This is a genomic window from Streptomyces sp. NPDC059874, from assembly GCF_042731135.1.
Lineage (GTDB): Bacteria > Actinomycetota > Actinomycetes > Streptomycetales > Streptomycetaceae > Streptomyces.
In genome coordinates this window covers 43,957-69,375 of the sequence record NZ_JBHWJY010000032.1, presented here as the reverse complement: position 1 = coordinate 69,375, position 25,419 = coordinate 43,957, and the positions used below count along the sequence as shown (strand labels likewise).

General features: G+C 70.8%; 23 protein-coding genes and 1 pseudogene. 10 read left to right on the top strand and 14 right to left on the bottom strand.

Annotated features, from left to right (window positions below; genetic code table 11):
* Positions 1-47: 47 nt before the first annotated feature.
* On the top strand, positions 48-1,685 hold the full coding sequence (locus ACFV9H_RS19950; protein WP_385399816.1) for a threonine/serine exporter ThrE family protein: 1,638 nt from the start codon (positions 48-50) through the stop codon (positions 1,683-1,685).
* A gap of 144 nt (positions 1,686-1,829) precedes the next feature.
* On the opposite strand, the gene ACFV9H_RS19945 is transcribed toward ACFV9H_RS19950, so the two are convergent.
* From ACFV9H_RS19945 to ACFV9H_RS19920, 6 genes and pseudogenes are all read right to left on the bottom strand, one after another.
* A complete protein-coding gene (locus ACFV9H_RS19945) occupies positions 1,830-2,498 on the bottom strand; it encodes a VTT domain-containing protein (protein ID WP_385399813.1) in 669 nt (222 codons plus the stop codon).
* A 151-nt stretch (positions 2,499-2,649) separates the two neighbouring features.
* Positions 2,650-3,408 (bottom strand): MerR family transcriptional regulator, encoded by a 759-nt coding sequence (locus ACFV9H_RS19940; RefSeq protein WP_385399811.1) that lies wholly within the window; start codon positions 3,406-3,408, stop codon positions 2,650-2,652.
* A 79-nt stretch (positions 3,409-3,487) separates the two neighbouring features.
* Entirely contained in the window at positions 3,488-4,000 is a 513-nt protein-coding gene (locus tag ACFV9H_RS19935) for a DinB family protein (RefSeq protein ID WP_385399809.1), read from the bottom strand.
* Between the two features lie 128 nt (positions 4,001-4,128).
* Positions 4,129-6,210: pseudogene (gene mrdA, locus ACFV9H_RS19930) on the bottom strand (penicillin-binding protein 2); the annotation flags it as partial.
* Between the two features lie 58 nt (positions 6,211-6,268).
* Positions 6,269-7,726 (bottom strand): aldehyde dehydrogenase family protein, encoded by a 1,458-nt coding sequence (locus ACFV9H_RS19925; protein ID WP_385399806.1) that lies wholly within the window; start codon positions 7,724-7,726, stop codon positions 6,269-6,271.
* A gap of 89 nt (positions 7,727-7,815) precedes the next feature.
* The gene (locus ACFV9H_RS19920; protein WP_385399804.1) at positions 7,816-8,694 is read right to left on the bottom strand and encodes a helix-turn-helix domain-containing protein; all 879 of its coding nucleotides are present in this window, start codon (positions 8,692-8,694) and stop codon (positions 7,816-7,818) included.
* A 332-nt stretch (positions 8,695-9,026) separates the two neighbouring features.
* Between ACFV9H_RS19920 and ACFV9H_RS19915 the strand changes: the two genes are divergently transcribed.
* Complete coding sequence (locus ACFV9H_RS19915; RefSeq protein WP_385399801.1) at positions 9,027-9,536, top strand: ATP-binding protein; 510 nt, start codon at positions 9,027-9,029, stop codon at positions 9,534-9,536.
* 139 nt (positions 9,537-9,675) lie between these two features.
* Here ACFV9H_RS19915 and ACFV9H_RS19910 read toward each other — a convergent pair whose 3' ends face one another.
* From ACFV9H_RS19910 to ACFV9H_RS19900, 3 genes are all read right to left on the bottom strand, one after another.
* Positions 9,676-9,921 carry a DUF397 domain-containing protein gene (locus ACFV9H_RS19910; RefSeq protein WP_385399799.1) on the bottom strand — a complete coding sequence of 82 codons (246 nt, stop codon included), beginning with the start codon at positions 9,919-9,921 and terminating at the stop codon, positions 9,676-9,678.
* 144 nt (positions 9,922-10,065) lie between these two features.
* Entirely contained in the window at positions 10,066-12,111 is a 2,046-nt protein-coding gene (locus ACFV9H_RS19905; protein ID WP_385399797.1) for an FUSC family protein, read from the bottom strand.
* Positions 12,112-12,292: 181 nt separating this feature from the next.
* Positions 12,293-13,513, bottom strand: a complete 1,221-nt coding sequence (locus ACFV9H_RS19900) for a DUF2786 domain-containing protein (RefSeq protein WP_385399794.1) — start codon at positions 13,511-13,513, stop codon at positions 12,293-12,295.
* Positions 13,514-13,756: 243 nt separating this feature from the next.
* On the opposite strand from ACFV9H_RS19900, the gene ACFV9H_RS19895 reads away from it, so the two are divergent.
* Complete coding sequence (locus ACFV9H_RS19895; protein ID WP_385399791.1) at positions 13,757-15,427, top strand: bifunctional 3'-5' exonuclease/DNA polymerase; 1,671 nt, start codon at positions 13,757-13,759, stop codon at positions 15,425-15,427.
* A gap of 1 nt (position 15,428) precedes the next feature.
* Here ACFV9H_RS19895 and ACFV9H_RS19890 read toward each other — a convergent pair whose 3' ends face one another.
* The 4 genes from ACFV9H_RS19890 to ACFV9H_RS19875 all read right to left on the bottom strand — a co-directional run bounded on the left by ACFV9H_RS19890 (position 15,429) and on the right by ACFV9H_RS19875 (position 19,095).
* Complete coding sequence (locus tag ACFV9H_RS19890; RefSeq protein WP_385399789.1) at positions 15,429-16,700, bottom strand: hypothetical protein; 1,272 nt, start codon at positions 16,698-16,700, stop codon at positions 15,429-15,431.
* Between the two features lie 77 nt (positions 16,701-16,777).
* Positions 16,778-17,293 (bottom strand): SigE family RNA polymerase sigma factor, encoded by a 516-nt coding sequence (locus ACFV9H_RS19885; RefSeq protein WP_385399786.1) that lies wholly within the window; start codon positions 17,291-17,293, stop codon positions 16,778-16,780.
* A gap of 56 nt (positions 17,294-17,349) precedes the next feature.
* Positions 17,350-17,820 (bottom strand): GNAT family N-acetyltransferase, encoded by a 471-nt coding sequence (locus ACFV9H_RS19880; protein WP_385399783.1) that lies wholly within the window; start codon positions 17,818-17,820, stop codon positions 17,350-17,352.
* Positions 17,821-17,889: 69 nt separating this feature from the next.
* Positions 17,890-19,095: a serine hydrolase domain-containing protein gene (locus ACFV9H_RS19875; protein WP_385399780.1), complete on the bottom strand. Its 1,206-nt coding sequence runs from the start codon at positions 19,093-19,095 to the stop codon at positions 17,890-17,892.
* A 217-nt stretch (positions 19,096-19,312) separates the two neighbouring features.
* On the opposite strand from ACFV9H_RS19875, the gene ACFV9H_RS19870 reads away from it, so the two are divergent.
* Both ACFV9H_RS19870 and ACFV9H_RS19865 read left to right on the top strand, forming a co-directional pair.
* Positions 19,313-19,777 (top strand): hypothetical protein, encoded by a 465-nt coding sequence (locus ACFV9H_RS19870; protein ID WP_385399778.1) that lies wholly within the window; start codon positions 19,313-19,315, stop codon positions 19,775-19,777.
* A 7-nt stretch (positions 19,778-19,784) separates the two neighbouring features.
* Positions 19,785-20,036, top strand: a complete 252-nt coding sequence (locus tag ACFV9H_RS19865; RefSeq protein ID WP_385399775.1) for a hypothetical protein — start codon at positions 19,785-19,787, stop codon at positions 20,034-20,036.
* 123 nt (positions 20,037-20,159) lie between these two features.
* On the opposite strand, the gene ACFV9H_RS19860 is transcribed toward ACFV9H_RS19865, so the two are convergent.
* Positions 20,160-20,309 carry a hypothetical protein gene (locus ACFV9H_RS19860; RefSeq protein ID WP_385399773.1) on the bottom strand — a complete coding sequence of 50 codons (150 nt, stop codon included), beginning with the start codon at positions 20,307-20,309 and terminating at the stop codon, positions 20,160-20,162.
* Positions 20,310-20,636: 327 nt separating this feature from the next.
* On the opposite strand from ACFV9H_RS19860, the gene ACFV9H_RS19855 reads away from it, so the two are divergent.
* From ACFV9H_RS19855 to ACFV9H_RS19835, 5 genes are all read left to right on the top strand, one after another.
* Positions 20,637-20,975: a hypothetical protein gene (locus ACFV9H_RS19855; RefSeq protein WP_385399770.1), complete on the top strand. Its 339-nt coding sequence runs from the start codon at positions 20,637-20,639 to the stop codon at positions 20,973-20,975.
* Between the two features lie 119 nt (positions 20,976-21,094).
* Positions 21,095-22,048, top strand: a complete 954-nt coding sequence (locus ACFV9H_RS19850) for a hypothetical protein (RefSeq protein WP_385399768.1) — start codon at positions 21,095-21,097, stop codon at positions 22,046-22,048.
* Positions 22,049-23,446 (top strand): peptidoglycan-binding domain-containing protein, encoded by a 1,398-nt coding sequence (locus tag ACFV9H_RS19845; protein ID WP_385399766.1) that lies wholly within the window; start codon positions 22,049-22,051, stop codon positions 23,444-23,446.
* Positions 23,443-24,153, top strand: coding sequence for an ABC transporter ATP-binding protein (locus tag ACFV9H_RS19840; protein ID WP_385399763.1), 711 nt, complete (start codon positions 23,443-23,445; stop codon positions 24,151-24,153). The genes ACFV9H_RS19845 and ACFV9H_RS19840 overlap by 4 nt, the downstream gene beginning before the upstream one ends.
* Entirely contained in the window at positions 24,143-25,342 is a 1,200-nt protein-coding gene (locus ACFV9H_RS19835; protein WP_385399761.1) for an ABC transporter permease, read from the top strand. Before ACFV9H_RS19840 ends, ACFV9H_RS19835 begins: the two co-directional genes overlap by 11 nt.
* Positions 25,343-25,419: the final 77 nt, after the last annotated feature.

Here is a 25,419-nt window from a genome sequence, read left to right as displayed (position 1 = left end):
ACGGTTCCGCATACTGATACGGCAGGTGATCACGGACTGGAGGGCGCGTGGCGGAAGCCGATGGGGTGGAGGACCGCAAGCCCCAGTCCGACGAGGCGCACAGCGCTTTCACGCCGCCACCGGGGATGCAGCCGGAGGTCTCCGAGGACGATCAGCCCACCTCGGAGTTCGCCCTTCCGCCGGGCACGGAGCCGGTGCAGCCCGAGCCCGAGGGCTCGGCCTTCGCGACCCCGGCGACCTACAGCGCCGCGCACTCCCCGCCCGCCTACACCCCCGGCCAGGGCTTCCCCGTAGCGCGCATGAAGGAGTCCCCCTGGCAGGACCGCATGCGCACGATGCTGCGCATGCCGGTCGACGTGCGCCCCGTACCCGACCTCGTGCAGCGGCCGAGCGAGGCCGGGCCCGCCGTGGGCCGCGTGCTCGACCTGACGCTGCGCATCGGGGAGCTGCTGCTCGCGGGCGGTGAGGGTTCCGAGGACGTGGAGGCCGCGATGTTCGCGGTGGCCCGCTCCTACGGGCTGGACCGCTGCGAGCCCACCGTCACGTTCACCATGCTGTCGATCACCCACCAGCCGTCCCTGGTGGACCACCCCGTCTCGGCGAACCGGACCGTACGCCGCCGGGGCACCGACTACACCCGCCTGGCGGCCGTGTACCGGCTCGTGGACGACATCAGCGCCCACGAGATCGACGTCTCCCTGGAGGAGGCCTACCGGCGCCTCGCCGTGATCCGCCGCAACCGGCACCCGTACCCCACCTGGGTGCTCACGGCCGCCGCCGGGCTGCTCGCCGGGGCCGCCTCCACGCTCGTCGGCGGCGGGGTGCTGGTCTTCTTCGCCGCCGCGCTCGGCGCCGTGCTCGGCGACCGGCTGGCGTGGCTGTGCGCCGGTCGCGGGCTGCCGGAGTTCTACCAGTTCGTGGTGGCCGCGATGCCGCCCGCCGCGTTCGGGGTGGCGCTCAAGCTCGCCGAGATCCAGGACATCAAGGCCTCCGCCGTGATCACCGGCGGGCTGTTCGCGCTGCTGCCGGGGCGGGCTCTGGTCGCGGCCGTGCAGGACGGGCTGACCGGCTACTACATCACCGCGTCCGCCCGGCTGCTGGAGGTCATGTACCTCTTCATCGGCATCATCATGGGCGTCCTGGTCGTGCTCTACCTGGGCCTCCAGCTCGGGGCCTCCCCCAAGCCGGAGGAGGTCCTCCAGATCACCCAGCGGCCGCCCGTCCAGATCGCGGCCTCGATGGTGCTGGTCTTCACCTTCGCGATCCTGCTCCAGCAGGAGCGCTCCACCGTGTGGATCGTGACGCTGAACGGCGGGGTGGCGTGGGTGACCTTCGGGGCCCTGCACTACGCCGGAGGCATCCCGCCCGTGCCGTCCACCTGCGTCGCGGCCGGGCTGGTCGGCCTCTTCGGACAGCTCTTCTCCCGCTACCGCTTCGCGTCCGCCCTGCCGTACGTGACGGCCGCGATCGGCCCGCTGCTGCCCGGCTCGGCCACGTACTACGGGCTGCTGCTGATCGCGGAGGACCGGCTGAACGAGGGGCTGGGCTCGCTGGTGAACGCCGCGGCCATCGCCCTGGCCATCGCGATCGGGGTCAACCTGGGCTCGGAGACCTCCCGGCTGTTCATGCGCATCCCGGGCGCGGCCAAGCGCCGTGCGGCGGCGAAGCGGACCCGGGGCTTCTGAGGCCCGTACGGATGCACGTACGCCCCCGCAGGCTCTGGCGGGCCTGCGGGGGCGTACGTGGCGGCCGGTGCGATCTGCTGCGCGCGGCTCAGAGATCCGGGGCTCCGCCCCGTACCCCGCGCCTCAAACGCCGGCGGGGCTGAATCAGCGCTTGGCGTGGCGGCGGCGCTCGCCCGGGGCGGACGCCTCGTCGGCACCTGCCTCACCGCCGGCCCTGGCCTCCTTGCGGGCCTTGAGGACCTCGAAGATCACCGGGATCAGGGAGATCAGGACGATCAGGACGAGGATCGCCTCGATGTTGGTCTTGATGAACTCGATCTGGCCGAGCCAGTAGCCCGCGATCGTGATGCCCGCGCCCCAGCCGATGCCGCCGATGACGTTGTACGTGAGGAAGGTGCGGTACTTCATCGAGCCGGCGCCCGCGACCATCGGCGCGAAGGTGCGGATGATCGGCACGAAGCGGGCGAGCACGATGGCCTTCGGGCCGTGCTTGTCCATGAACTCGTGCGCCTTGTCGAGGTTCTCCCGCTTGAAGAGCTTCGACTGCGGCCGGTTGAAGAGCTTCGGGCCGAAGAACTTGCCGATCATGTAGCCGACCTGGTCACCGATGATCGCGGCGGCCACGATCAGGGTGCAGACCAGCCACAGCGGCTGCTTGATGTACTCGCCGTTCGCGACGAGGAGACCCGCCGTGAACAGCAGGGAGTCGCCCGGCAGGAACGCGAAGAGTCCCGATTCCGCGAAGACGATGACCAGGATGCCGATCAGTCCGAAATGCGAAATCAGGTAGTCCGGGGACAGCCACTGTGGCATGAGCGCAAGCTGGTACACGGGTTCCGGACTCTCCTGGATGCGGGGGCGTGCTGCGGGGCGGGCGGTCTCAATTATCAACGCACACGACCCCCTCCCGGTTCCAGAGCCGGGAGGGGGTCGGGTGCGTGACGATTCGCCTCCGCTTGCGCATTTACACCTTGCGTACCGCGTTCGCCAGGATCGCGTCCCGCAGGTGCTCGGCGAGACCGGGCTTCATGGAGTCGTAGAACTCCTTGAACCGCTCGTCCGCGACGTACATCTCGCCGAGGCCGGTGTGGATCTCGTACGTGCAGTCGTAGTACCACTCCACGATGTGCCGGCGGTGCTCCTCGGCCATGTCCATGGCCGCCTCGCCGTCGGCGGGCTCACCGGCCTCCATCAGGGCCGCGTACCGGGCGCCCCAGTCGGCGCCCTGGTCCTGGATGCGCTTCCAGTCGTCCTTGGTGTAGGTGGCGACCCGCCGCTGCGACTCCGCGTAGGCCTCGGTGCCGCCCCAGCGCCGCTCCGCCTCCTCCGCGTACTGCTCGGGATCCTTGTCACCGAAGACCTCGAACCGCTCCTCGGGCGTGAGGTTGATGCCCATCTTCTTCGCCTCCATGGCGTGCTCAACGGCCTTGGCCATCTGCTGGAGCCGGGCGATCCGGTCGGTCAGCAGGGCGTGCTGCCGGCGCAGATGCTCCCGCGGATCCGATTCCGGGTCGTCCAGCAGGACCGCGACCTCGTCGAGGGGGAAGCCGAGCTCCCGGTAGAACAGGATCCGCTGCAACCGGTCCAGGTCGGCGTCGTCGTACCGCCGGTGACCCGCGTGGCTGCGGCCGCTCGGGGAGAGCAGACCGATCTCGTCGTAGTGGTGCAGGGTGCGCACCGTGACTCCGGCGAATCCGGCGACCTGGCCCACGGAGTAGCCCATCTTCTTCCCTCCTCCTGGTTGGGTACGCCCTTCACTGTGGGTCCTCACGCCACGTGAGGTGCAAGTCCCAGTGCATGGCCTAACCCATGGCCTTGGTTCCGTCGATGGACTCGCGGACGATGTCCGCGTGGCCGGCGTGCCGGGCGAACTCCTCCATCAGGTGCAGGAGCATCCAGCGCATGGAGACCTTGCCGTCCTTGGGGAACCAGGGTGCCTCGGGGAGCGGGAAGGTGTCGTCCAGGCTCGGGACGGCGGCGATGAAGGTCTCGGTCTCCTGCCGGACCCGGTCCCAGAAGGCCAGGACGTCGGGGATGGACTCACCGTCGACCAGGCGGAACATCTCGTTCCAGGTCTCCCGCGAGCGCTGCCGCTCGTTGGGCTGCTGCTGGGCCAGCCGCAGCCACGTCAGCTCGACCTCGGCCACGTGCTTGAGCAGCCCGGACAGGGTGAGCTCGCTGGCGCTGGGGCGGCTCGCGGCCTGCTCCTCGGTCATTCCGAGGAGGGTTTCGCGAATCGCCGTGCGCTGGGCCTCGACGAAGGCGAGGAGCGTGCCGCGCTCGTCGCCGACAACCTCGGTGGAGATCTGAGCCATGACCAACCGCCTTCTGCGTGTGGGGTGTTCCCGGCTTCCCGGCTTCCCGGGTGCTTCTTCCTGACACCCCACACGCTACGGAGCAATGCGGTCAGGTTCTGTCCGCAATCGCCGACCGGCTTTCAGTTGGCCGAAATCTCTCCGTCCGGGCGGATCACCGGCAGCGCGGTGGCGGGCTGCGGCAGCAGCGCCTTGGTCAGATCCTGCTTGCCGGTCGGGTCGAGCCCGTACATCGCCTCGTAGATCTTGCGGACCGCCGGCCCGGACGCCCCCGAGCCGGTGCCGCCCTGGGAGATCGTCATGACGATCGCGTAGTCCTCGGTGTACGAGGCGAACCAGGAGGTGGTCTGCTTGCCCTGGACCTCGGCGGTGCCGGTCTTGGCGTGCATCGGGATCTGCTTCTGCGGCCAGCCGCCGAAGCGCCAGGCGGCGCTGCCGTTGGTGGCCACGCCGGCGAGGGCCTCGTCGATGTCGTCCCGGGTCTTGGCGTTCATCGGGAGCTTGCCCTGCACCTTCGGTGCGATCTCCTGCACCGACTTCCCGTCGGCACTGACGACCGCCTTGCCGACGCTGGGGTGGTGGAGCGTGCCGCCGTTGGCGATGGCCGCGTAGACGGAGGCCATCTGGATCGGTGTGACCAGGGTGTCGCCCTGGCCGATCGAGTAGTTGATGGCGTCGCCCTCGCGCATCTGATTGCCCTGGCGGCAGTTCTCGTACGCGATCTTCTCGGCGAAGGTGCCGTTCTTCTTCCCGTCCCGGCACCAGGCGGCCTTGTTGGCCTCGAAGAAGTCCTGCTTCCACTTGCGGTCGGGGATCCGGCCGGGGACCTCGTTCGGCAGGTCGATGCCCGTGCGCTGCCCCAGCCCGAACTCGTGGGCGGTCTTGAAGAACCAGTCGTTCGGGTTCTTCTTCGGGTTGATCCCGCCGTCCTTCTTCCACTCCTGGTCGGCGAGCAGGTAGTACACGGTGTCGCAGGAGACCTCCAGGGCCCGGCCGAGGGTGATGTCGCCGTGGCCCTGGGACTCGAAGTTGGTGAACGTCTGGCTGCCGACCGAGTACGAGCTGGGGCAGGGGTAGCGGGAGTTGAACGGGTACCCCGCGTTCACGGCGGCCGTCGAGGAGACCACCTTGAAGATGGAGCCGGGCGCCGCCTGGGCCTGGATGGCCCGGTTCAGCAGCGGATAGTTCGACTCCTTGTCGGTGAGCTTGGCGTAGTCCTTCGCGGAGATGCCGCCCACCCAGGCGTTCGGGTCGTAGGTCGGGTTCGAGGCCATCGCCACGACGCGGCCGGTCTTGGTCTCCATGACCACGACGGAGCCCGAGTCCGCCTCGTAGTTGCGGCCGGTGTTCCTGTCGTTGACCTTGCGGGCCTCGACCATCGCGTTGTTCAGCTCGCGCTCCGCGACCGCCTGCACCCGGGAGTCGATCGAGGTCACGATGTTCGAGCCGGGCTGCGCCGGGTCGGTCTGCCCCTGGCCGATGACCCGGCCGAGGTTGTCCACCTCGTAGCGGGTGATGCCGGCCTTGCCGCGCAGCTCCTTGTCGTACGTGCGCTCCAGGCCGGAGCGGCCGACCTGGTCGGAGCGCAGGTAGGGGGAGTCCGAGTTCTTCGCCTTGGCGATCTCCTCGTCGGTGACCGGGGAGAGGTAGCCGAGCACCTGGGAGGTGTTGGCCTCGTCCGGTGCCGCGTAGCGCCGCAGGGCGGTGGGCTCGGCGGTGATCCCGGGGAAGTCCTCGGGGTGCTCGCGGATCTGCAGGGCCTGCTCGGTGGTGGCCTCGTCGGTGACGGGGATCGGCTGGTACGGAGATCCGTTCCAGCAGGGCTGCTTGGTCTTGGCGTCGCAGAGCCGCACCTTGTCGATGGTCTCCTGCGGGTCCATGCCGAGGACCCCGGCGAGCCGGGTGAGGACTTCCTTGCCCTTGTCCTTCATGGTCAGCAGCTCGGTGCGGCTGGCGGAGACCACGAGGTGGGTCGCGTTGTCGGCGAGCGGGACCCCGCGCGAGTCGAGGATGGAGCCGCGCACGGCGGGCTGGACCACCTGCTGGACGTGGTTGTTCTTCGCCTCGTCCGTGTACTCCTGGCCATTGCGTATCTGCAGGTACCAGAGGCGTCCACCCAGGGTGAGGAGCAGCGAGAAGACGACGATCTGGATGACGACGAGCCGGTTCTGGACCCGAGGGGTCCGGCCGGTCTCCGGTATGTTGCTCAACTCGATCTCCCCCGGGCGGCACCGCGTACGCCCGGTCGAGTCTAAGACCAGTCGGGGGTCAGAACGGGAACCGGCTGCGGCCGTGCTGGACCGAGATCCACTTCTGCGTGGTGAACGCTTCGACGGTGGCCTCGCCGTTCAGTCGGCCCAGGCCCGAGGCCTTCTCGCCGCCGAAGGCCGCGAGGGGCTCGTCGCCGATGGTGGAGTCGTTGACGTGGATCATCCCCGTCTCGATCCGCTGGGCGAAGCGGACGCCGCGTTCCACGTCCCGGGTGTGCACGGCGCCGCTCAGTCCGTACGGGGTCGCGTTGGTCAGCCGTACGGCCTCGTCCTCGCCGTCGAAGACCACGAGCAGGGCCACCGGGCCGAAGATCTCCTGGCTCAGCAGCGGGGAGTCCTCGGGGAGGCCGGCGAGGACCGTCGGCTCGACCAGGTTGCCGCGCGTGGAGCCCCGTACGAGGGCCCGCGCGCCGGATTCGATCGCGCGGTCCACGAGCGCGGTGAGGGCGCCGGCCTGGAAGGAGTTGATCAGCGGGCCGATGTGGGTGTCGGGCTCGTGCGGGTCGCCGGTCTTCAGGGAGCGGACACGGGCGGTGAACTTCTCGGTGAACTCCTCCGCGACGGCCGCGTCGACGAGGATCCGGTTGGCGGCCATACAGACCTGGCCCTGGTAGACGAAGCGGCTGAAGACGGCCGCGTCCACCGCGTAGTCGAGGTCGGCGTCGTCGAGGACGACGAGCGCGCTGTTGCCGCTGAGCTCAAGGACCGTCCGCTTGAAGTGGCGGGCGGCGACCGCGCCGACGTGCCGGCCGACCCGGTCGGATCCCGCGAAGGAGATCACCTTGGGGACGGGGTGGGTCAGGAGCGCGTCGCCTATCTCGGCTATGTCGGTGACCAGGACGTTCAGCAGGCCGGCCGGGAGCCCCGCCTCCTCGAAGATCTTGGCGATGACCCCGCCGCCGACGACGGGCGCGTTCTGGTTCGGCTTGATGACGACCGCGTTGCCCAGCGCGAGCGCGGGGGCGACCGACTTCAAGGTGACCAGGAAGGGGAAGTTGAAGGGGCTGATCACGGTGACGACGCCGACGGGCAGGCGCTGGACCCGGTTCTCCTTGCCCTCGACCGGCGAGGCCAGGATGCGGCCCTCGGGGCGGACTGCGAGCTGGATGGCCTCGCGGATGAACTCCTTGGCGAGGTAGACCTCGTACTCGGCCTTGGGACGGGTCCCGCCGAGCTCGTCGATCATCGCCTCGACGATCTCCTTCTCGCGCTCCTCGGTGATCCGCAGGGCGCGTTCGAGGACCTCGCGTCTGCTGTAGGGGCTGGTGGCGGCCCACTCGCGCTGGGCGCGCTCGGCGCCGCGGTAGGCCTGGTCCACCTGCTCGACCGTGGCCACGGTGATGGCGGCGAGCTTCTCCCCGTTGTAGGGGTTGACGTCGATGATGTCCCAGGAACCGGTGCCGGCCAGCCATTCACCGTCGATGTACTGGTGAGCGAGTTCGCTGAATATCGACATGCCATCCCTTACTGCGAACGCGCACCCGTGCGCTGCACCGGAGACCGATCGGTCGTCATGCACTGATCAGGCGTCATAGTACGTGCGAATCAAGACAGTTGGAGCAGGCCGCGAAGAAGATCCCGGGTCCGGTCCGGGTCCGGGCAGTCCTGCTGGAGCCGCGTCATCGCCCGCTCGTACTGCCCCACTTCCTCTTCTTTGTCGAGGTAGAGGGCGCTGGTGAGCTGTTCCAGATAGACGATGTCCTGGAGGTCGGACTCGGGGAAGCGCAGCAGGGTGAAGGCTCCGCTCTCGCCCGCGTGCCCGCCGAAGGAGAAGGGCATCACCTGGAGCTGGACGTTGGGCCGCTGGGATACCTCGATGAGGTGTTCCAGCTGCCCGCGCATGACGTCGCGGTCGCCGTACGGGCGGCGCAGCGCGGCCTCGTCGAGGACGGCGTGGAAGACCGGGGCGCTCTCGGAGACGAGGACCTTCTGCCGTTCCAGGCGCAGCGCGACGCGGCGGTCGATCTCGGCGGGGGTCGCGCCGGGCATGCCGCGGCTGACGACGGCGTGCGCGTAGGCCTCGGTCTGCAACAGGCCGTGCACGAACTGGACTTCGTAGATCCTGATGAGCGACGCCGCGCCCTCCAGGCCGATGTACGTCTGGAACCACCCGGGCAGCACGTCGCCGTAACTGTGCCACCAGCCCGTCGCGTTGGCTTCGCGCACCAGCCCCAGCAGGGACTCGCGTTCGGCGGTGTCCATGACTCCGTAGAGCGTGAGGAGGTCCTCCACGTCTCTGGCCTTGAAGCTCACCCTTCCCAACTCCAAGCGGCTGATCTTCGATTCGGATGCGCGGATCGAGTAGCCGGCCGCCTCGCGGGTGATGCCGCGGGATTCACGGAGTCGCCTGAGCTGGGAGCCCAGGAGGATGCGGCGCACCACGGAACCGCTGGCTTCTGCGGTCACTAGTACTGCCCTCCCCATCGCAAATTGACATGCGTGCGCGTCGAGGGGGCCCCCGCACCCCAAGGCCCAGAGTCTGCCACCAAAACGCATCGGCCCGTACTCGTTCTGTAACGGAATCCCGCCGCCGGCAAAAGAAGTCCGTAAGTATGCGTAGGAAGAAATGAGCAAGAACCGTCACGGGAGCGGACAGGTCCGGCGCGTGCACGTGCATCTGCCCTTGCATCCGGCTCCGCCATTCGGAACGATGGTCCCCGCGCACCTGCGTGCTCTTCGCGCCGGCGCCGGACCCACCCCGCAGTTCTCTTTGGACGAAGCCGCCGCTTCGCCCGCGAATCCCGGGAGTGCCTCGCATGGGGACGAATGGATCGACCATGCTCGAGCCGTTACGGCAGGGGCTTCCCCCGGTCGACCCCACGGCTGTCTCCGGGTCCGCTTCATGTGCCCTGCCCGCCCGCTTCGACGCGGTGCGCGGGGCACGTTCGTTCACTCGCTCGACACTGGCCCAGTGGGGTCTCGACGAGCGCTTCGACGATGTGGCCCTCGTCGTCTCCGAACTCGTCACCAACGCGCTGCGCCATGCCCTGCCGGACGATGCGCGGGGGCCGGCCACCGAGTCGGAGCCGTCCGTACGACTGCACCTGATGCGTTGGAGCACCCGCCTGGTGTGCGCGGTGCGCGACCCCAGCGAGGACCGGCCCGGCGGGGCCTTCTCGCCGGAGCGGGCGGAGGAGAACTGCGACCTGGAGTCCGGGCGGGGGCTGTTCCTCGTGGACGCGTACAGCGACAGCTGGGGCTGGCACCCGCTCGCGGGACGGCTGACCGGCAAGGTGGTCTGGGCGCTGTTTCTGCTCCACGACTGAGCCGGCGGCTGACACCCGAGACACCCACTAACGCGGACTGGCCGGGATTGATCATTGCGATCAGTCCCGGCCAGTGCACGTGCATGGCTTGATAGTGGCTCGATGAACGCTCTGTTCCGCCAGACCTGCCACAGCCCTGTCAGCTGATCAGGTGATCGAACTCGCCGTCCTTGACGCCCAGGAGCAGGGCCTCTATCTCGGCCGGCGTGTAGACGAGCGCCGGACCGTCCGGGAAACGCGAATTGCGGACGGCGACATCGCCGTCCGGCAGCTTCGCGAACTCCACGCAGGAACCCTGCGAGTTGCTGTGTCTGCTCTTCTGCCAGGTCAGCCCGAACGTGGTAGCGAGTTCTGCAGCTGCCATCCCGTTGTACGCGTGGTCCACAGGAAGCCCCCGATAGTGCAGATGTCAACTGCACCGGATCATAGCTGTGTTCATAAGCGCCTGCATGGGCAGATGCACGTGCAGGCGGAGTGTGGTCCCTTGATCACAGACACGACATCCCCTGGGCACCCCGCAAGACGACCCCTACGGGCGCAGGGCCTCGGACACCTCGTCCAGTGACTCCAGGAGCTGTTCGGCGGCCCCGCGCAGCACCCCCGACTCGGGCGCGTCCCAGTCCGCCAGCACCGTCCTGACCCCGTCCCAGCACGGCACGCGCCGCTCGCGCACCTCCCGGGCGCCCGCCTCGGTGTCGCTGCGCACCGCCTCCGCCAGGGCGGCCGCGCCCGGCACCGGATCGTGCGACCGGTCCGGGAAGTGGGCCTCCAGGAGCATGGCGTGGCGGCCCAGCGCCGCCAGGGCGTCGCCCGCCCCGTCGGCGGCCGCCCGGGACAGCCCCCGGTGGCGCACCGGCTCCCCCGCCGCCCGGTCCACCGCCTCCTGCCAGGCGACCCGGGCGTCACGGGCCGCCAGCAGGGCCTCGCGCACATCGGTGCGCCGCGCCCCGGCCGGATCGGCGTACTGGCCGAGCACGGCGGCCGCGTACCGCCCGCCGGCGGCGATCCAGTCGGCGAGGCGGGTGCGCAATCTGGGGGTCTCCCAGGCCGGGTAGACGGCGTAGGCGATCATCGCGAGCAGTCCGCCGACCAGGGTGAGGGCGACCCGGTCGGGCACCGTCTGGTCCCAGCGGGTCCCGCCCATGCCGAGCAGGAAGACGACGTAGGCGGAGACGAACACCTGCGCGACGGCGTACCCGGTGCGCATCAGGACGTACATCAGGCCCGCGCTGACCACCGCGAGGAAGCCGGAGAGGTACATGCCGGGGTGGACGAGCTGCACGATCCCGGTCGCGACGGCCACCCCGACGAGGGTGCCGGCGAAGCGGGCCACGGCCCGCGAGTACGTCTGGGAGAAGTCCGGCCGCATCACCATGACGGAGGCCATCGGGGCCCAGTAGGCGTGCCCGAACGGCAGCGCGTGCCCGATCAGATAGCCGGCGCAGGCCACGGCGGTGACCCGCAGCGCGTGCCGCAGGATCGGCGACCCGGGGCGCAGCTGCGCCCGTACGGCCTTCAACACCAGCGGCGCCAGCCTCGGCAGGGTGGGGCGCAGCATCGACTCGCCGGGATCGGCCGTGCGCCCCGATCCCGGCTCGGCCGTCTCCAGTACGTCGTCCAGCAGCGCGGCGAGTCGGCGCGCGGCCCGCAGCGGCGCCCCGGCCAGGAGGTCGGCCGTGTCGGGGGACTTGAGGATCGCGAGGGAGGGCGCGGGCAGCGCCACCGGCTCCCCGTGCCGGATCGCGAGCGCGGCGGCGTCCAGTACCTCCCCGGCGGCGGCGAGCAGTTCCCGCACCCGCTCCCGCCCGGGGCCCTCGGCGGCGGCCCCGACGGCCGGGTCGGCCAGGGAGGCCAGCACGGGCCGGATCCGCTCCGCGAGGCCCCGCGCCCCGTGCAGCTCGGCGGGGCGCCGCCGGGCCTGGCGCGGGGTGACGGTGGCGGCGGCCCGCGCCCGCATCAGGGGCGCCGGGTCGAAGGGGGTGACGGGGTCCTGGCGCAGGCGCCGGGCGTAGTCGGCCTCGGCGGCGAGAGCGTCGGCCAGGGCGTCGCGCTGGGCGCCCCAGCGGCGAACCGGGAAGAGCACGATGAGCAGCGCCTGGACCATCCCGCCGGCGGCGATCATCGCGGCGTGCCCGGCGGCCTGGGGCACGGAGGTCGGCAGCGTGACGGTGACCAGCATGATCGCGACGTTGCCGGAGGCGATCATCCCAGCGGTGGGGCCGGCTGCCCACAGCATGCCCGCGGCGAAGGTCCAGACGGCGAGCAGGGCGAGGAACAGCGCGGTGTGCGAGGAGCCGACGAGGTAGCCGACGAAGGTGGAGACGGCCAGGGTCAGCCCGGAGGCGAGGGCGAGGACGGGGCGCGGGCGCCAGCTCTGCTGAAAGGTGGCGATGGCGGCCATGAAGGCACCGAAGGCGGAGCCGGCCGCCGCCCCGGGCCCGAGCAGGGCGAGGGAGATCCCTACGACGATGGCGAGCCCCGCGGCGGCCCGCAGCGCGACGAGCGGCTCCAGCCGGGTCCGCTCGACGGTCACGCCCGCCCGGGCGGTGTCCTTCAGCGCCCGGAACCAGCTCATGGCGCCGAGCGTACCGTTTTGCCCCGGTTGGATAGGCTCTGCGCGTGCGGCGCCGCTGCCCTGCGGGCAATCCAGCCCTTCCGGGCGGACGGCATCAGCCAAATCCAGCCCCGCCGGCGTTTGAGGCGCGGGGCCCGGGGCAGCGCCCCGGCAACGGCGCCGCACCCGGAGCTGGACGCGGCTACCGCGGGAGCGGCTTGCGGCGGCCCCCCACGTGGGCCGCATCGGCGGCAGCCGTGCCGTCCTCCCAGCCCGCATGGTCGGTGGCCCCGCGCAGCCGGGTCGTCGTGGTCTTCGGGAACATCTCGTCCGCCCGGGAGGTGACCGCGACGTCGCGGGCCACGAGGGCCGGCAGGTTGTCGGAGGCCTCGCACGCCGTGTGCTCGGCCGTCTCCGCGAGGCGCCGGCCGAGGCGGCTGGCGTAGGCGAGCAGGAAGGACTGCCGGAAGGTCTTGGTCCGCTTGCGTCCCCCGGCCCGCTGCGCGGCCTCCGCGCGGGTCATCGCCGCCGTGCCCTGGACGAGCAGCGAGGTGTACAGCAGCTCCACCGCCTCCAGATCGCTCTCGAAGCCGACCACCGTGGAGAACTCGAAGGAGCTGTTCCACACCGCCCGGCAGCGGTTGGCCGTGGCCACCGCGTCGAGCAGCACCGCCTTGGCCTCCTCGTACGGCGGCTCGACCCCGATCCGGCAGGCCCCCGGCACCTGCGCCGGCCGACCGCCGCGCGCGGCCAGCAGGGCCTCGTCCACGGTGTGCCGGGCCATCAGCTCCTGGGCCTTGGCGCTGAGCGCCTCCGCCTCCTCGGGGAAGGTGGTCGCCTCGGCCTTGGCGAGCAGGGCCCGGATCCGGCCGAGCATGCGGGGCTCGATGTGCGCGTGTTCGTGCTCGTCCAGGGGGTCGCCCGGAAGCGGGCCCACCGGTTCGATGGAGGGCAGCCGGATCAGCAGCCGCAACACCTCCAGCAGCGCGGTCGCCAGGGTGAACCGGTCGGCCTTCTCCCTCGCCGCGAGCTGCTGCGCGTACGCGTCGTCGCCCGACCACCACACCTCGGCCTCGGTCCACCGCTCGGGGAGCCGGGCGTAGCGGCGCGCCTCCCCGGCTATCAGGTCGCCGGTTATCCGTACGTGCCGCTCGTCCAGATCCCGCCGCACGAGCCGCAGCACGTCGGCCGGCTGCCACCCCCGCTCCCAGGCCTGCCGTACGTACGCCTCCCCGCGCGCCAGCAACTCCCGCCCGACCCCGCCCCAGCCGGCCGGGGCCGCCGCCAGGAGGGAGGCCCCGGTGTCGAGGCCGGCATCGTCCTGGGCGTACAGGGCCACGGCAAAGGCCCGATCAACGGTCTCGGCAAGGTCTCTCACCCCTTCAGCTTGGCATGCCGGTGGCTGCGCTCCGCCCGATCCCATGGGTGCAGCGCCACTGCCGGGGGCTCCCGGCGGGGCTGAAATAGCCCTGCGGGCAATCCGGCCGGTTCCGCTGCGCGCACTTGCAGGCCGACGCCGGCCAAAACCAGCCCCGCCGGCGTTTGAGGCGCGGGGTCCGGGACGGAGCCCCGGCAGCGGACCCGCGGGGAAGCCACGGGCGGCGCCCCGCACCCGCCACGGCCCGGCGCCGCCGCACTGTCAGACCGCGGTGGGACACTCGCACCCGTGAGCGAAACCGCAGGTCGATGGGCTCTCGCCGAGGACGGCGACGGGTCGTGGCTGGCCGCGCCCGCAGACCCCGCCGGCGGCGGGCGGCGGATCACCGTCCGGCACCCCGCCGAGGCGATCCGCACCGCACCCCCCGGCACCCGCTGGATCTGGCAGTCCACCGCCGCCGTCTACCCCCACCTCCTCGCCGCAGGCACCCGCGTGGACCGCTGCTACGACGTCGAAGACGCCGAGCTGCTCCTCCTCGGCCACGAGGGCCGCTTCGGCGAGCCCCGCTCGGCCGCCGCCGCCTGGGCCCGGCTCACCAACGCCCCCGTGCCGCCGGATCCACCGCAGCGCGCCGCCGAGCCCGGCACCCAGGACTCCCTCTTCGATCCGCGCCCCGCCCCCGTCCCCCTGGACGCCCTGCTCGCCGTCCACGCCGACCAGGCGAAACGGATCGACGCCACTGCCCACCCCGACCGGATGCGGCTGCTCACCGCCGCCGAGTCCGCGGCCTTCCTCGTCGCCGCCGAGATGCACCACGCGGGCCTGCCCTGGCGGGCCGACGTGCACCGCGCCCTGCTGACCGAGCTGCTCGGCGAGCGCTACGCCGGCGGCGGCGAGCCCCGCCGGCTCGCCGAGCTGGCCGACCGGATCTCCGCCGCCTTCGGCCGCCGGGTGCGTCCCGAGCTGCCGACCGACGTCATCAAGGCGTTCGCCGAGGCCGGGATCAAGCTGAAGTCCACCCGCCGCTGGGAGATCCAGGAGCTCGACCACCCCGCCGTCGAGCCCCTCCTCGCGTACAAGAAGCTGTATCGGATCTACACCGCCCACGGCTGGAGCTGGCTCGCGGACTGGGTGCACGACGGCCGCTTCCGCCCGGAGTTCATCCCCGGCGGCACCCTCACCGGCCGCTGGGTCACCAACGGCGGCGGGGCCCTGCAGATCCCCAAGGTGATCCGGCGGGCGGTCGTCGCCGATCCCGGCTGGCGGCTCGTCGTCGCCGACGCCGACCAGATGGAGCCGCGCGTACTCGCCACGATCTCCCGCGACCCCGCCTTCATGGAGGTCGCCGGGCGGCCGGAGGACCTCTACACCGCCGTCTCCCGTCAGGGTTTCTCCGGCGACCGGGACAAGGCCAAGATCGCCGTCCTCGGCGCGGTCTACGGGCAGACCTCCGGGGACGGCCTGAAGAACCTGGCCGCCCTGCGCCGCCGCTTTCCCCGGGCCGTGGCGTACGTGGACGAAGCGGCCCGGGCAGGCGAGGAGGGCCGGCTCGTACGGACCTGGCTGGGCCGCACCTGCCCGCCGCCGGTCGGCGCCCCGGAGGACGGCGAGGCCGGCATCCCGCAGGACCAGGACGACGGCTGGACCCCGAGCTACGCCTCGACCAACACCCGGGCCCGCGGCCGTTTCACCCGTAACTTCGTCGTGCAGGGCAGCGCCGCGGACTGGGCCCTGCTGCTGCTCGCGGCCCTCCGGCAGGCACTCGCCGGCATGCGCGCCGAGCTGGTGTTCTTCCAGCACGACGAGGTGATCGTGCACTGCCCGGCCGAAGAGGCCGAGGCCGTCGCCGAGGCGATCCGCGCCGCCGGGGACCGGGCCGGGCGGATCACCTTCGGCGACACCCCGGTCCGGTTCCCGTTCACGACGGCGGTGGTGGAGTGCTACGCCGACGCGAAGTGAACTAGGGGGTGCTCCACTTCGGGCTCAGGGCGAGCTCCTTCAGCTGGTCCATGGTCAGCAGCGGGGTCTTGCGGGTGGCGGGCTTGTTCTGGTTGCCGGTGTTGAAGGCGGAGACCACCACCCGGAAGCCGTCCGGACGCAGGGTGTCCACGCTCCACCAGACCACCCCGGCGCCACCCTTCTCGCCCGGCTTCTGCTCGACCTTCACCTTGGTACCGTCCGGCAGCGTCGTCACACCGGGGCCGTTCATGTGATCGGCCAACAAATCCCCCATCTTCGACTGCGCGTTGACCTGGACCAGGGAGTCGCCCTTGCCGTCGGTGAGCACGGCGTACGCGTAGTCCCCTTCGCCACCCCTGGAGACGACCGAGATCGCGTCCTTCCGGATCAGGGACAGCAGGACGGTCGCGGCGTCCGGGCGGCCGCCGGTGTCCGGCGGGGTCTGGGCCGCCCGCTCCGGCTCGGCCGCAGGCAGGTCGTTCAGCGCGGGGTTCCACTTCTCCGAGGTGACCAGCGCCTTCAACTGGGCGGGGGTCAGGGGCGGCTTGGGCCGGGAAATCGCCGCACCCTTCTCGGCCGGGGCGTTCCACTCCGACACCTCGACCTGGAAGCCCTTCGGGGTCACGAGCACGGCCCGCCAGAGCTTGGTGTCCACGCGGCGGTCCGGGTACTCGTAGCCCTGTTCGACCAACACCTTGGAGCCGTCCGGCAGCTGCTCCACCTCGCAGTCGTCGTACTCCCGGAGGTGTTTGTCCCCGCAGTCGGTCATCTGGCGGGCGTTGCTGCCGTTCGGGTCCACCCGGGAGAGGGTGAGGCTGATGGCCGCCTTGCCGGCGCCGTCGTCGTACACGCCGTACGCCAACGGGGCATCGTCCGTGCCGCGCGCCTCGGTGTCGGTCAGCTTCCCGCCCGGCAGCAGCTCCTTGAACACCGCGAGCAGCTGTTCGCCGGTGACCGCGCCGGTTCCGCCGCCGGGGCGCTTCCCCTCCGGGGCGCGGGTCTGGCCGGGCCGGCCGGTTGCCGCCGGTGGCGCAGCGACGTCGACGCGGCTCGCACCGTCCGAGCCGGGTCCGTCCAGCAGGCCGCCGGTGTAGGCGCCGGCCGCGCCGATCAGGGCCAGGGACAGCACCGATCCGCCGATCATGCCGGCCCGGCGGCGCGCCACCAACCGCCGTCCGCGCCGCTCACCGGCTTCCACGAGGGCGTGCCGGTCGGTCGTGAAACCGTCCCCCGCACGCCGCAGGGCTTCGCCGAGCTCATCTTCAAAGGGCATGGGGAACCAAACCTTCCGTTTCAGGGGTGGGGAAAGGAACGCACCGGCACGGCCCGACCGGGGGCCGCGCCCACTCCTCAGTGGCCCGCGAACTCCGCGATGCTGCCGCCCAGTTGCTCCCTGAGTCGGCCGAGCGCCCGCGAGGTCCGGGTACGGACCGCCGCCGAGCTGGTGTTCATCGCGTCGGCGGTCTCCTCGACGCTGCGGTCCTCCCAGTAGCGCAGCACGAGCACCGCCCTGTCCTTCGGCGCGAGCCGCCCCAGCGCCTCCAGCAGCGTCAGCCGCAACGCCGGATCACCGGAGCCGGCGGCCACCGCACCCGAATCGGGGAACTCCCCGACCGGGCGCTCGCCCGCCGACCGCCGGCGCTGGTGGGTCAGGAAGGCCCGGACCAGCACCGTCTGCGCGTACGCCGCCGGATTGTCGATGCGGGAGATCCGCCCCCAGAGCAGGTACATCCGCCCCAGGGTCTCCTGCACCAAATCCTCCGCGAGGTGGGTGTCCCCGCTCGCCAACAGGCAGGCCGACCGGTACAGATGCCCCGATCTGCCTGCCGCGAACTCACGGAACCCGTCCCTGCGACCCTGTCGCATCCGCTCCCCCTCGCGCAGTCTCCACCCCATGGACGCGACGGCGGCCCGGAAATGTTTCACCCGAGTTCGTGGAAGTAGACGTGGAACTCCTCGCGTACGAATCCCTCCGCCTCGTACAACCCCTGCGCGACCGTGTTGTCGTAGGCGGTCTCCAGCTGCACCCCGGCCACCCCGGCCTCCCGCGCCCGGCGCAACACCTCGCGCAGCAGCGCCCGACCTGCGCCGGTGCGGCGGCCCTCCGGGGCCACGTACAGGTCGTTGAGCACCCAGGCGGTGTCCATGGTGAGCGAGGAGAACGCCCGGTACACCTGTGCGAATCCGACCGTTCCGACGCCCGGCGCATCGGCGAGCAGGACCAGCGACTCGTCCTTCGCGATCCGCTCGGCGAGGAAGGCGCGCGGCCGGTCCGGATCGGTCACCTCCACCTCGTAGAAGTCGAGGTACCCGCGGAACAGTCCGGCCGCCACCTCGACGTCCGCCTGCCCCGCGACCCGCAACTCGATCCCCGAACCCTGCTGCACATCCATCCCCTTCGTCCGTCCCTGCGCGCCGAACTCATTGTGCGCACAGGGACGGACACCCCCGCCGGCGCCCTCCTACTTGTTCTGAGCCGGCAGCGTGTAGACGTTCTGCGGCGTCACGATCTTGGTGATCGCCTCGGCGAACAGCGTGCTCGGCTCCTGGCCTTCGGCGAGGATGTCGGTGTTCAGCACGATGGCCAGCGTGGCCTGCGCCTGCGGCAGGTAGACGGACACGGCCTCGTACCCCGGCAGCGAGCCGTTGTGCCCGGTCCAGCCGTGGGTGTCGAAGATGCCGAGACCATAACCGGCGCCCGGCAGGGCATCGATGACCTTCAGCCGCTGGGCCTGGGTGGCGGGCGTCAGCAGCGTCCCGGTGGCCATGGTCTTCGCCCAGGACCGCAGATCATCGAGGGTGGAGATCATCGCCCCTGCCGCCCAGCCCCAGGACGGGTTCCAGTTGGTCGCGTCCTCGACCTTCCCGGTCAGCGTCTGGTTCGTGTAGCCGTGGGCGTGCGGCTCGGGGAACTCCGCGCCCGTGGGGAAGAGCGTGTTCTTGAGCCCGGCCGGCTTGACGACCTTCTCGTTGACGTAGGCGGCGAGCTTCTGCCCGCTCTCCTTCTCCACCACCAGGCCGAGCAGGATGAGATTGGTGTTGCAGTACAGGAACTTGGCGCCGGGCTCGAACAGCACAGGGTGCTTGAAGGCGTACGCGAGCAGCTCCTGCGGGGTGAAGACCCGGTCCGGGTCGGTGAACAGGGCCTTGTCGAACCCGGGATCCGCGGAGTAGTTGAACAGCCCGCTCCGCATCTCGGCGAGCTGGCGCAGCGTGATCCGGTCCCCGTTCGGGACCCCGTCGATGTACTTGCCGATGGGGTCGTCCAGGCCGACCTTGCCCTCGTCGACGAGCTGGAGCAGCGCGGTCACCGTGAAGGTCTTGGTCACGCTGCCGATCCGCATGTGCATGTCCGTCTTCATGGGGGCACCGCTCGCCTTGTCGGCGACCCCGAAGGCCTTCACGTACTCGCCCTTCCCGGGCGCGGACAGGTTCACCATCACCCCGGGCACCTTGGCCTCGGTCATCACCTTGCGCACGGCATCGTCCAACTGCCGTGCCACGGCGGGCGTGAGCTGCGCGAATTCCCCGTCATCCTGAACGGGCGCCGCGACCACCGCGACCGCGGGGACTCCACCCCAGGCATTGCCGGCACCGGCCCCGAGGGGCACCATCACCATCCCGAGCACGGCCGCCCCGACCGCCGCCCTCTGCACCCGTGTCGCCATGCCGGGCCTCCTCCACCGCGGAGATCCCCCACCCCTCCAACGTAGCCCCGCCCCCCTACCCCGGCGACCGCAGCCCGGGCCCAAGGGGACGGTTACGGGCGGTCAGCACACCAATCCGCTGATCACTCTTCGTAGTGGACTGCCTCACAGGGCAGAACCGGGAGCCGACCACAGGAGTTCCGATCCGGAGACACACTCCCCACCAGAAGGGACATCGATGGGCAAGCGCTTCACGGCCCGGATCTTCGCCGCTCTCACCACGGCGGCCGCGCTGACCGTCTTACCTCCCACCGATGCACACGCAGGCGCCATCGGCTCGACGCCTGTAGCCGGCTTTGACTACCAGGTAGGCGGCGTCACCATGACGGTTCCAACCGGCTGCATGTTCACCCACATCATCCGCGGAGACGGCAAGAAGATCACCTACCAGAACGCCGGCGTCGACTGCGGCTTCGTCGGAGCGCTCAACGCCGGTTTCTGCAACTGGCGCATCGACTTCACCTACGCGGACACCGACGGCAAGACCTATCGCACCTCCCGCGGCAAGACGCACACCGAGTGCGAGATCCACCCGATGCGTGACAACGCGCCCCAGACACTGCCCCGCTACGGCAAGGCATGCGCACACCTCAACATCAACGGCACGCGCCGGGTCAGCCAGTGCCACCACATCACGAAGTGAGCCGCGCATGACCAGCCAGCCCAACCCCGAGGACCCCGCGTGGGAAGCCAAACGCCGCCGCGCCGGCATCACGGCCTTCCTCACCGGCGCCGCCGCATCCTTCGCGTTCTTCGCCTTCTTCCCCGGACTCCCCCACGTGATCGACTGGGGCGCGATCCTCGTCACCCTCGCCGTCGGCGGCCTCGCCCGCTGGGCCTGGCTCAAGCGACTGGCCCGGACCACGGAAGGTCATGGACAAACCCCAGGTCACGACGAGTGAGTCCTGGCGGTAGATCCGAGCCGCCTTAGGGATTCGAACATCCCGCTCAGGTCAGATCGGTACGGCCCGGTCTCCGAGTGCCGCCCGATCCACCCTGTGCCTCCCCGTCCGCGCACGCACCGCTCACGCGGAGTCCTGACCGTCGCACCGAACCGGCGGCTCCGAGGAGTTCGCGGTCGCGATCCGGCGCGTCGGCACCCCGCCGGCCTTCTCCTTCGAGCCGAAGGAGAAGGCCGGCCTCGGCGAGAGCACCGGCATCCTCGACTTCCGCATCGCGGCCGACGGAACACACCAAGGGAGGCTGTCCACTTGGAGGAGTTCACGGTCTCCAGCACCTCAACCTCGGTTCAATGCCCGAGTACTTAACGGTAGTTTTTTCGACCCTCCGGATCCATGCGGAGAGTTACCGTCCAGTCTCCGGGAAGATCACGATCTTGCTTGCCGTCCCACATCACGGCCTGACAGCTTGTGAGCTGATCAGACATCAACCCCTTCCATGGCCTGGGGTAGCAGGCCGGCTTCGCCATGCCCTCAGGCCGTGGATTGAATGATATGGATTCAGAAGTGAACAAGATAAAGGGAATTCTCCTTTCCTTTGCGATGGCTCTGGGGCTCATCGCGTTCGCGTCGCCCGCTCAGGCCGTCGACCGCAACTGCTACTCGGGCGAGTTCTGCGTCTACGTGGACAGCAATTTCAGCACCAGCAACGTCATGTACCGATTCCCGGGCGCTGACGGCGACTGGTGCACCGGCCAGAACGCGATCTGTGACGGCGACAGCTCCTGGAGAAACTACTGGAGCGTCCCCGCGACTTGGTACTACTGGCAGGGCTGGGTCGACGTACAGGGCTGCCTGAACCCCAACTACCAGCTGAGCTACGACTACTGGCTCAACGACGAGGGCCGGTCGCACAAGTGGAAGGGCGGCTCCACCTGCTGATTCCTCCAGGTCAGCACTGAGTGAGCTCTCGCAGCCCGGCCCCCTTCGCCGACAAGACGTCGTCGTCGGGGGGCGGGCGGCATTCCCGTATAACTGCCCATCCAACCCTGGGGTTTCGCATGCACAATGGACGGATCCGCGCCGCCGGCGCCCTCGCGCTCCTCGCTCTGGCAGCAACAACCGGTTGCAGTTCCTCATCAGCCGGCTCCGCGAAAGCCGATCCGGCCGCTGCCCAGCGGGCACAATCCGCGCTGAACGAAGTCCAGTCCGTCAAGGAACAAGTCGGCCTGCTGGAACGCCAGCTGATCAAGAAGTGCATGCTGGACCAGGGATTCACGGTATTTCCCCCGCTGCCGGAGGCGCAGCCGGAGAAGGACGAACACAAGAAGCCCGCGGGCGTCACCCCGGATCTCGCCGAGGCCCAGAAGACCGGATACGGGATATCGACCAGCCTGGCGGCCTCCGCAATCGATTCCGTACCCACCCAACAGGGGGCCTGGCAAAGCCTTCCGGATGCGGAAAAGCAGCGTTTCACCACGGCCCAGATCGGCACCGAGGACCAGAAGACCACTTACGACTTCGGAGACGGCCAGGTAAGCGCTCCCACCGCCGGGTGTTTCGGCACCGTGCGCGCGGCGCTGTACGGCGACCAGAAGGCGTATCTCCGACTGGACTGGATCGCGACCAACCAGGCGGGCGTCGCCAAGTCGAAGGCCGCCCAGAGCGACCCCGAGGTCATCAAGGCCAAGAACTCCTGGATCGCGTGCATGGCGCAGTCCGAATACCCGGGGCTGGGCACTCCGGTCGACGCCCGCAAGTCGGCGGAGGCCTACTACGACGGCCTCTCCCCGCAGTCCGCGCCGGACGCCCTCCGGTCCGCCCTGGACAAGGAGATCAAGATCGCGACCGCCGACGCGCAGTGCGGCACCAAGGCCGGGCTCAACGAGGCCGTGGCCACGGCCCAGTCCGCGGCGAACGCCCAGTACCTCACGCAGCACGAGGCGGACCTCGTGCAGTACCGGACGATCATGCTTGGCGCCGTCAAGCAGGGCCAGAAGATGCTGGGGTCCTGAGTGAGCAGGTTCCGACGCATACGTACGCGGCTGGTCGTGGGCGGCCTGACCGTCGCGGTGCTGTCCGCCAGCGGCGTCGCCTGGTACACGGCGGCCCAGGCCCGTACCCCCGCCCAGCGCGCGGCCCAGACCCGGCCACCCGCAGACTCGGTGATCACGGCCGAGGCCACGGCCTGCCCGCTGGTCGAGTCCCTCAAGCTCACCGGCACGCTCCGGGTCACCGATCAGGTCGCGGTGACCGGACCGGCGGCCACCCCGGGGGCCAGCCGCTCGGTGGTGACCAAGCTGCCCAACAAGCCCGGCAGCGAGGTCCGCGCCGGCACCGTGCTCGCCGAGGTCTCCGGACGGCCCGTCATCGCCCTTCCCGGCACCTTTCCCGCCTACCGCGACCTCGCCCTGGGCGCCCAGGGCACCGACGTGCAGCAGCTCCAGCGCGCGCTGCGGCCGCTGTACGGCACCGCGGTGACGGGGACCTTCGACCAGGCCACGGCCGACGCCGTGCGGCGCCTCTACCAGGCCGCGGGCTATCCGACCGTGAACGCGCCCGCGGCGGGGAAGACGCCGGACGCGACCGCGGCCAGGGGAGGGACGGACGGGACCGGCTCGGCGACCGGGGCAGCGACCGGGTCGGCGACCGGAGCAGCGACCGGAACGGCGAAGAACCCGGCGCCTGAAACCGGCGCCACGACCGGCGCCGCCACCGGCTCCAGTCCCTCCGTACCGGTGGGTGAGGTGTTCTACGTACCGACCCTGCCCGCGCGGGTGATCTCGGTCTCCGCCACGGTCGGATCGGACGGCGCGGGCGCACTGCTGAAGCTCGCCACCGGCGGGTGGCAGGTGGCGGTTCCGCTCCAGGGCAGTGTCGGCCCGGAGATCCTCCGGCTGACCGGCCAGAGCACGGCCACGCTCGGCGAAGGTCCCGGCGCGGGGGGCAAGGCACGCTTCCTCTCGGTACAAACGAGCGGCGGCGCCGCACCCGCACCCGCCGGCGGCTCCGGCTCCGGCTCGGGCTCCGGCTCGGGTTCCGGCAAGGGCGCGGACTCCGACGGGAAGGCTGCCGGCTCGACGACGACCCAGGACGCCGTCTTCGCCCTGGACACCGCTCCCGCCAACGCCGTCGAGGGCGCGAGTCAGCAGCTGGCCGTGCAGCTCCGCAGCAGCTCGGCCGAGTGTCTGGTCGTACCGGTGTCGGCGCTGTGGACGGGCGGCGACGGACAGCCGACCGTCACCGCCGTGTCGGAGGGCGAGCGGGTCCAGGTCCCGGTCACGGTGGAACTGACGGTCAACGGGCGCGTCGCGGTCAAACCGCAGAGCGGCGAGCTCCGCAAGGGCTCCCAGGTCCTGGTCGGCTACCAGGACTTCGCCCCCGGTCAGGGCGGCAAGGGGCCCGCGCGATGACCGAGAGCACCACGGACGTGCCACCACCGCCCCTCATAGAACTCCGGGACATCACCAAGACGTTCCCGGGAACGCCGCCCGTGACCGCCCTGACCGGCGTCACCGCGAGCGTGGCGCCCGGTGAGATGGTGGCCGTCACCGGCTCCTCCGGCTCAGGGAAGTCGACCCTCCTCAACGTGCTCGGGCTGCTCGACTCCCCCACCACCGGCACCCACCTCCTGAACGGGGTGGACGTCACCTCACTGAGCGAACAGGACCGCACCTCGGTGCGCGCCCGCGAACTCGGCTTCGTCTTCCAGTCCTTCCACCTGATTCCCTACTTGGATTGCGTACGGAACGTGATGGTGCCCCTGATCCACCAGAACCACCCCCGGCACGAGCGCCGCGCCCTCGCGGTGCAGGCACTGGAACGCGTCGGGCTCGGCCACCGTCTCTCGGCCCGCCCGGGCACCCTCTCCGGCGGCGAGCAGCAGCGCGTCGCCGTGGCCCGGGCCATCGTGCACGAGCCGCGGATCGTGCTGTGCGACGAGCCCACCGGCAATCTGGACAGCGCGAACACCGATCAGGTGGTGGCCCTGCTGCGGGATCTGGTGACGGAGGGGAACGCCGTGGTCGTGGTCACACACGAACCGGACGTCGCACAACGGGCCGACCGCATCCTGCAAGTGCGGGACGGCAGGATCCAGGCGGCGCCCCATGCCCCGTAGACGTCGTCCTCCCCGCACCCACACGGCACTGCGCGACATCCTCTTCCAGGCCGCATACGGTGTGGCCGGCCGCCGGCAGAGGTCCGTGCTGACCGTTCTCGGCATCGCGCTGGGCATCGCGGCCGCCGTGGCCACCACCGGCATCACCTCCACCGCGGCCGGGGCACTGAGCGGCGACTTCGACGCCTTCAAGGCGACCCAGGTCTCCGCGCAGTTCCCCGACTCCCAACAGCGGCCGGACGCTTCGGCGTCCCGCAGGGCCCTGGACATCGACGGCACGGTCTCCGGCGGCTTCTACTGCCGCTCCACCCGCGCCCCCGCACTCTCACGCCTCCCGGCGTCCTTCCACGCCGAGACCGGGCAGCAGATCAACATGGTCGCGGCCGAGCCCGGTGCCCTCACCGCGCTCGGCGTCGACCGCATCGTGGGCCGCTCCTTCGACGAGGCACCGAACCCGCGGGTCGCACTGCTCGACGCGGTCGCCGCGTCGGCCCTCGGCCTGCCCGACCTGAGCGGTCCACCGCAGATCTTCATCGACGGCGTCCCGTTCACGGTCTACGGGGTCTTCCAAGCCCCGGCGGGCGTCGCCCAGCTGACCGGGGCCGTCGTCATCCCCTACGCCGACTGCCAGGCGGCCTCCCCCGCCTTCGAGTTCGGGCCGACCACCATCGCGGTCAGGACCCGCCTGGGCGCCGCCGACACGGTGGGCCGGCAGCTCCCCCTGGCGGTCCATCCCGAGGCCCCGAGCACCCTCGCGGTCATGGTCCCCCCGGACCTGGCCTCGCTCCGCGGCGGCGTGGAGGCCAGGACCGCGGCCCTCTTCCTCGGGCTCGCCGCGGTCTCCCTGCTGATCGGCGCGCTCGGGGTCAGCAACACGACGCTGGTCTCGGTGATGGAGCGGCGCCAGGAGATCGGCGTACGCCGCGCGGTCGGCGCCACCCGACGCGCGGTGGCCGGGCAATTCCTGGTGGAGAGCGGCCTCCTGGGCGTCCTGGGCGGCCTGATCGGGACGGCGGTCGGCACCGATGTCACGCTGGCCGTGAGCCTCGTGCAGGACTGGGTCGTGGTCCTGGACCCCAGGATCGCGATGGCGGGCCCCCCGATCGGAGCCGTGGTCGGCATGCTCGCCGGCCTCTACCCCGCCCTGGCAGCAGCCCGCATCCCCCCGGCCGAAACCCTCCGCGGCTGACCCCCACCCCCGGCGGCCCTCACGGCCGCCGGGCCCCGGGAACCTGCTGAAAAAGCAAAAGCCCCAGGTCACGGCGA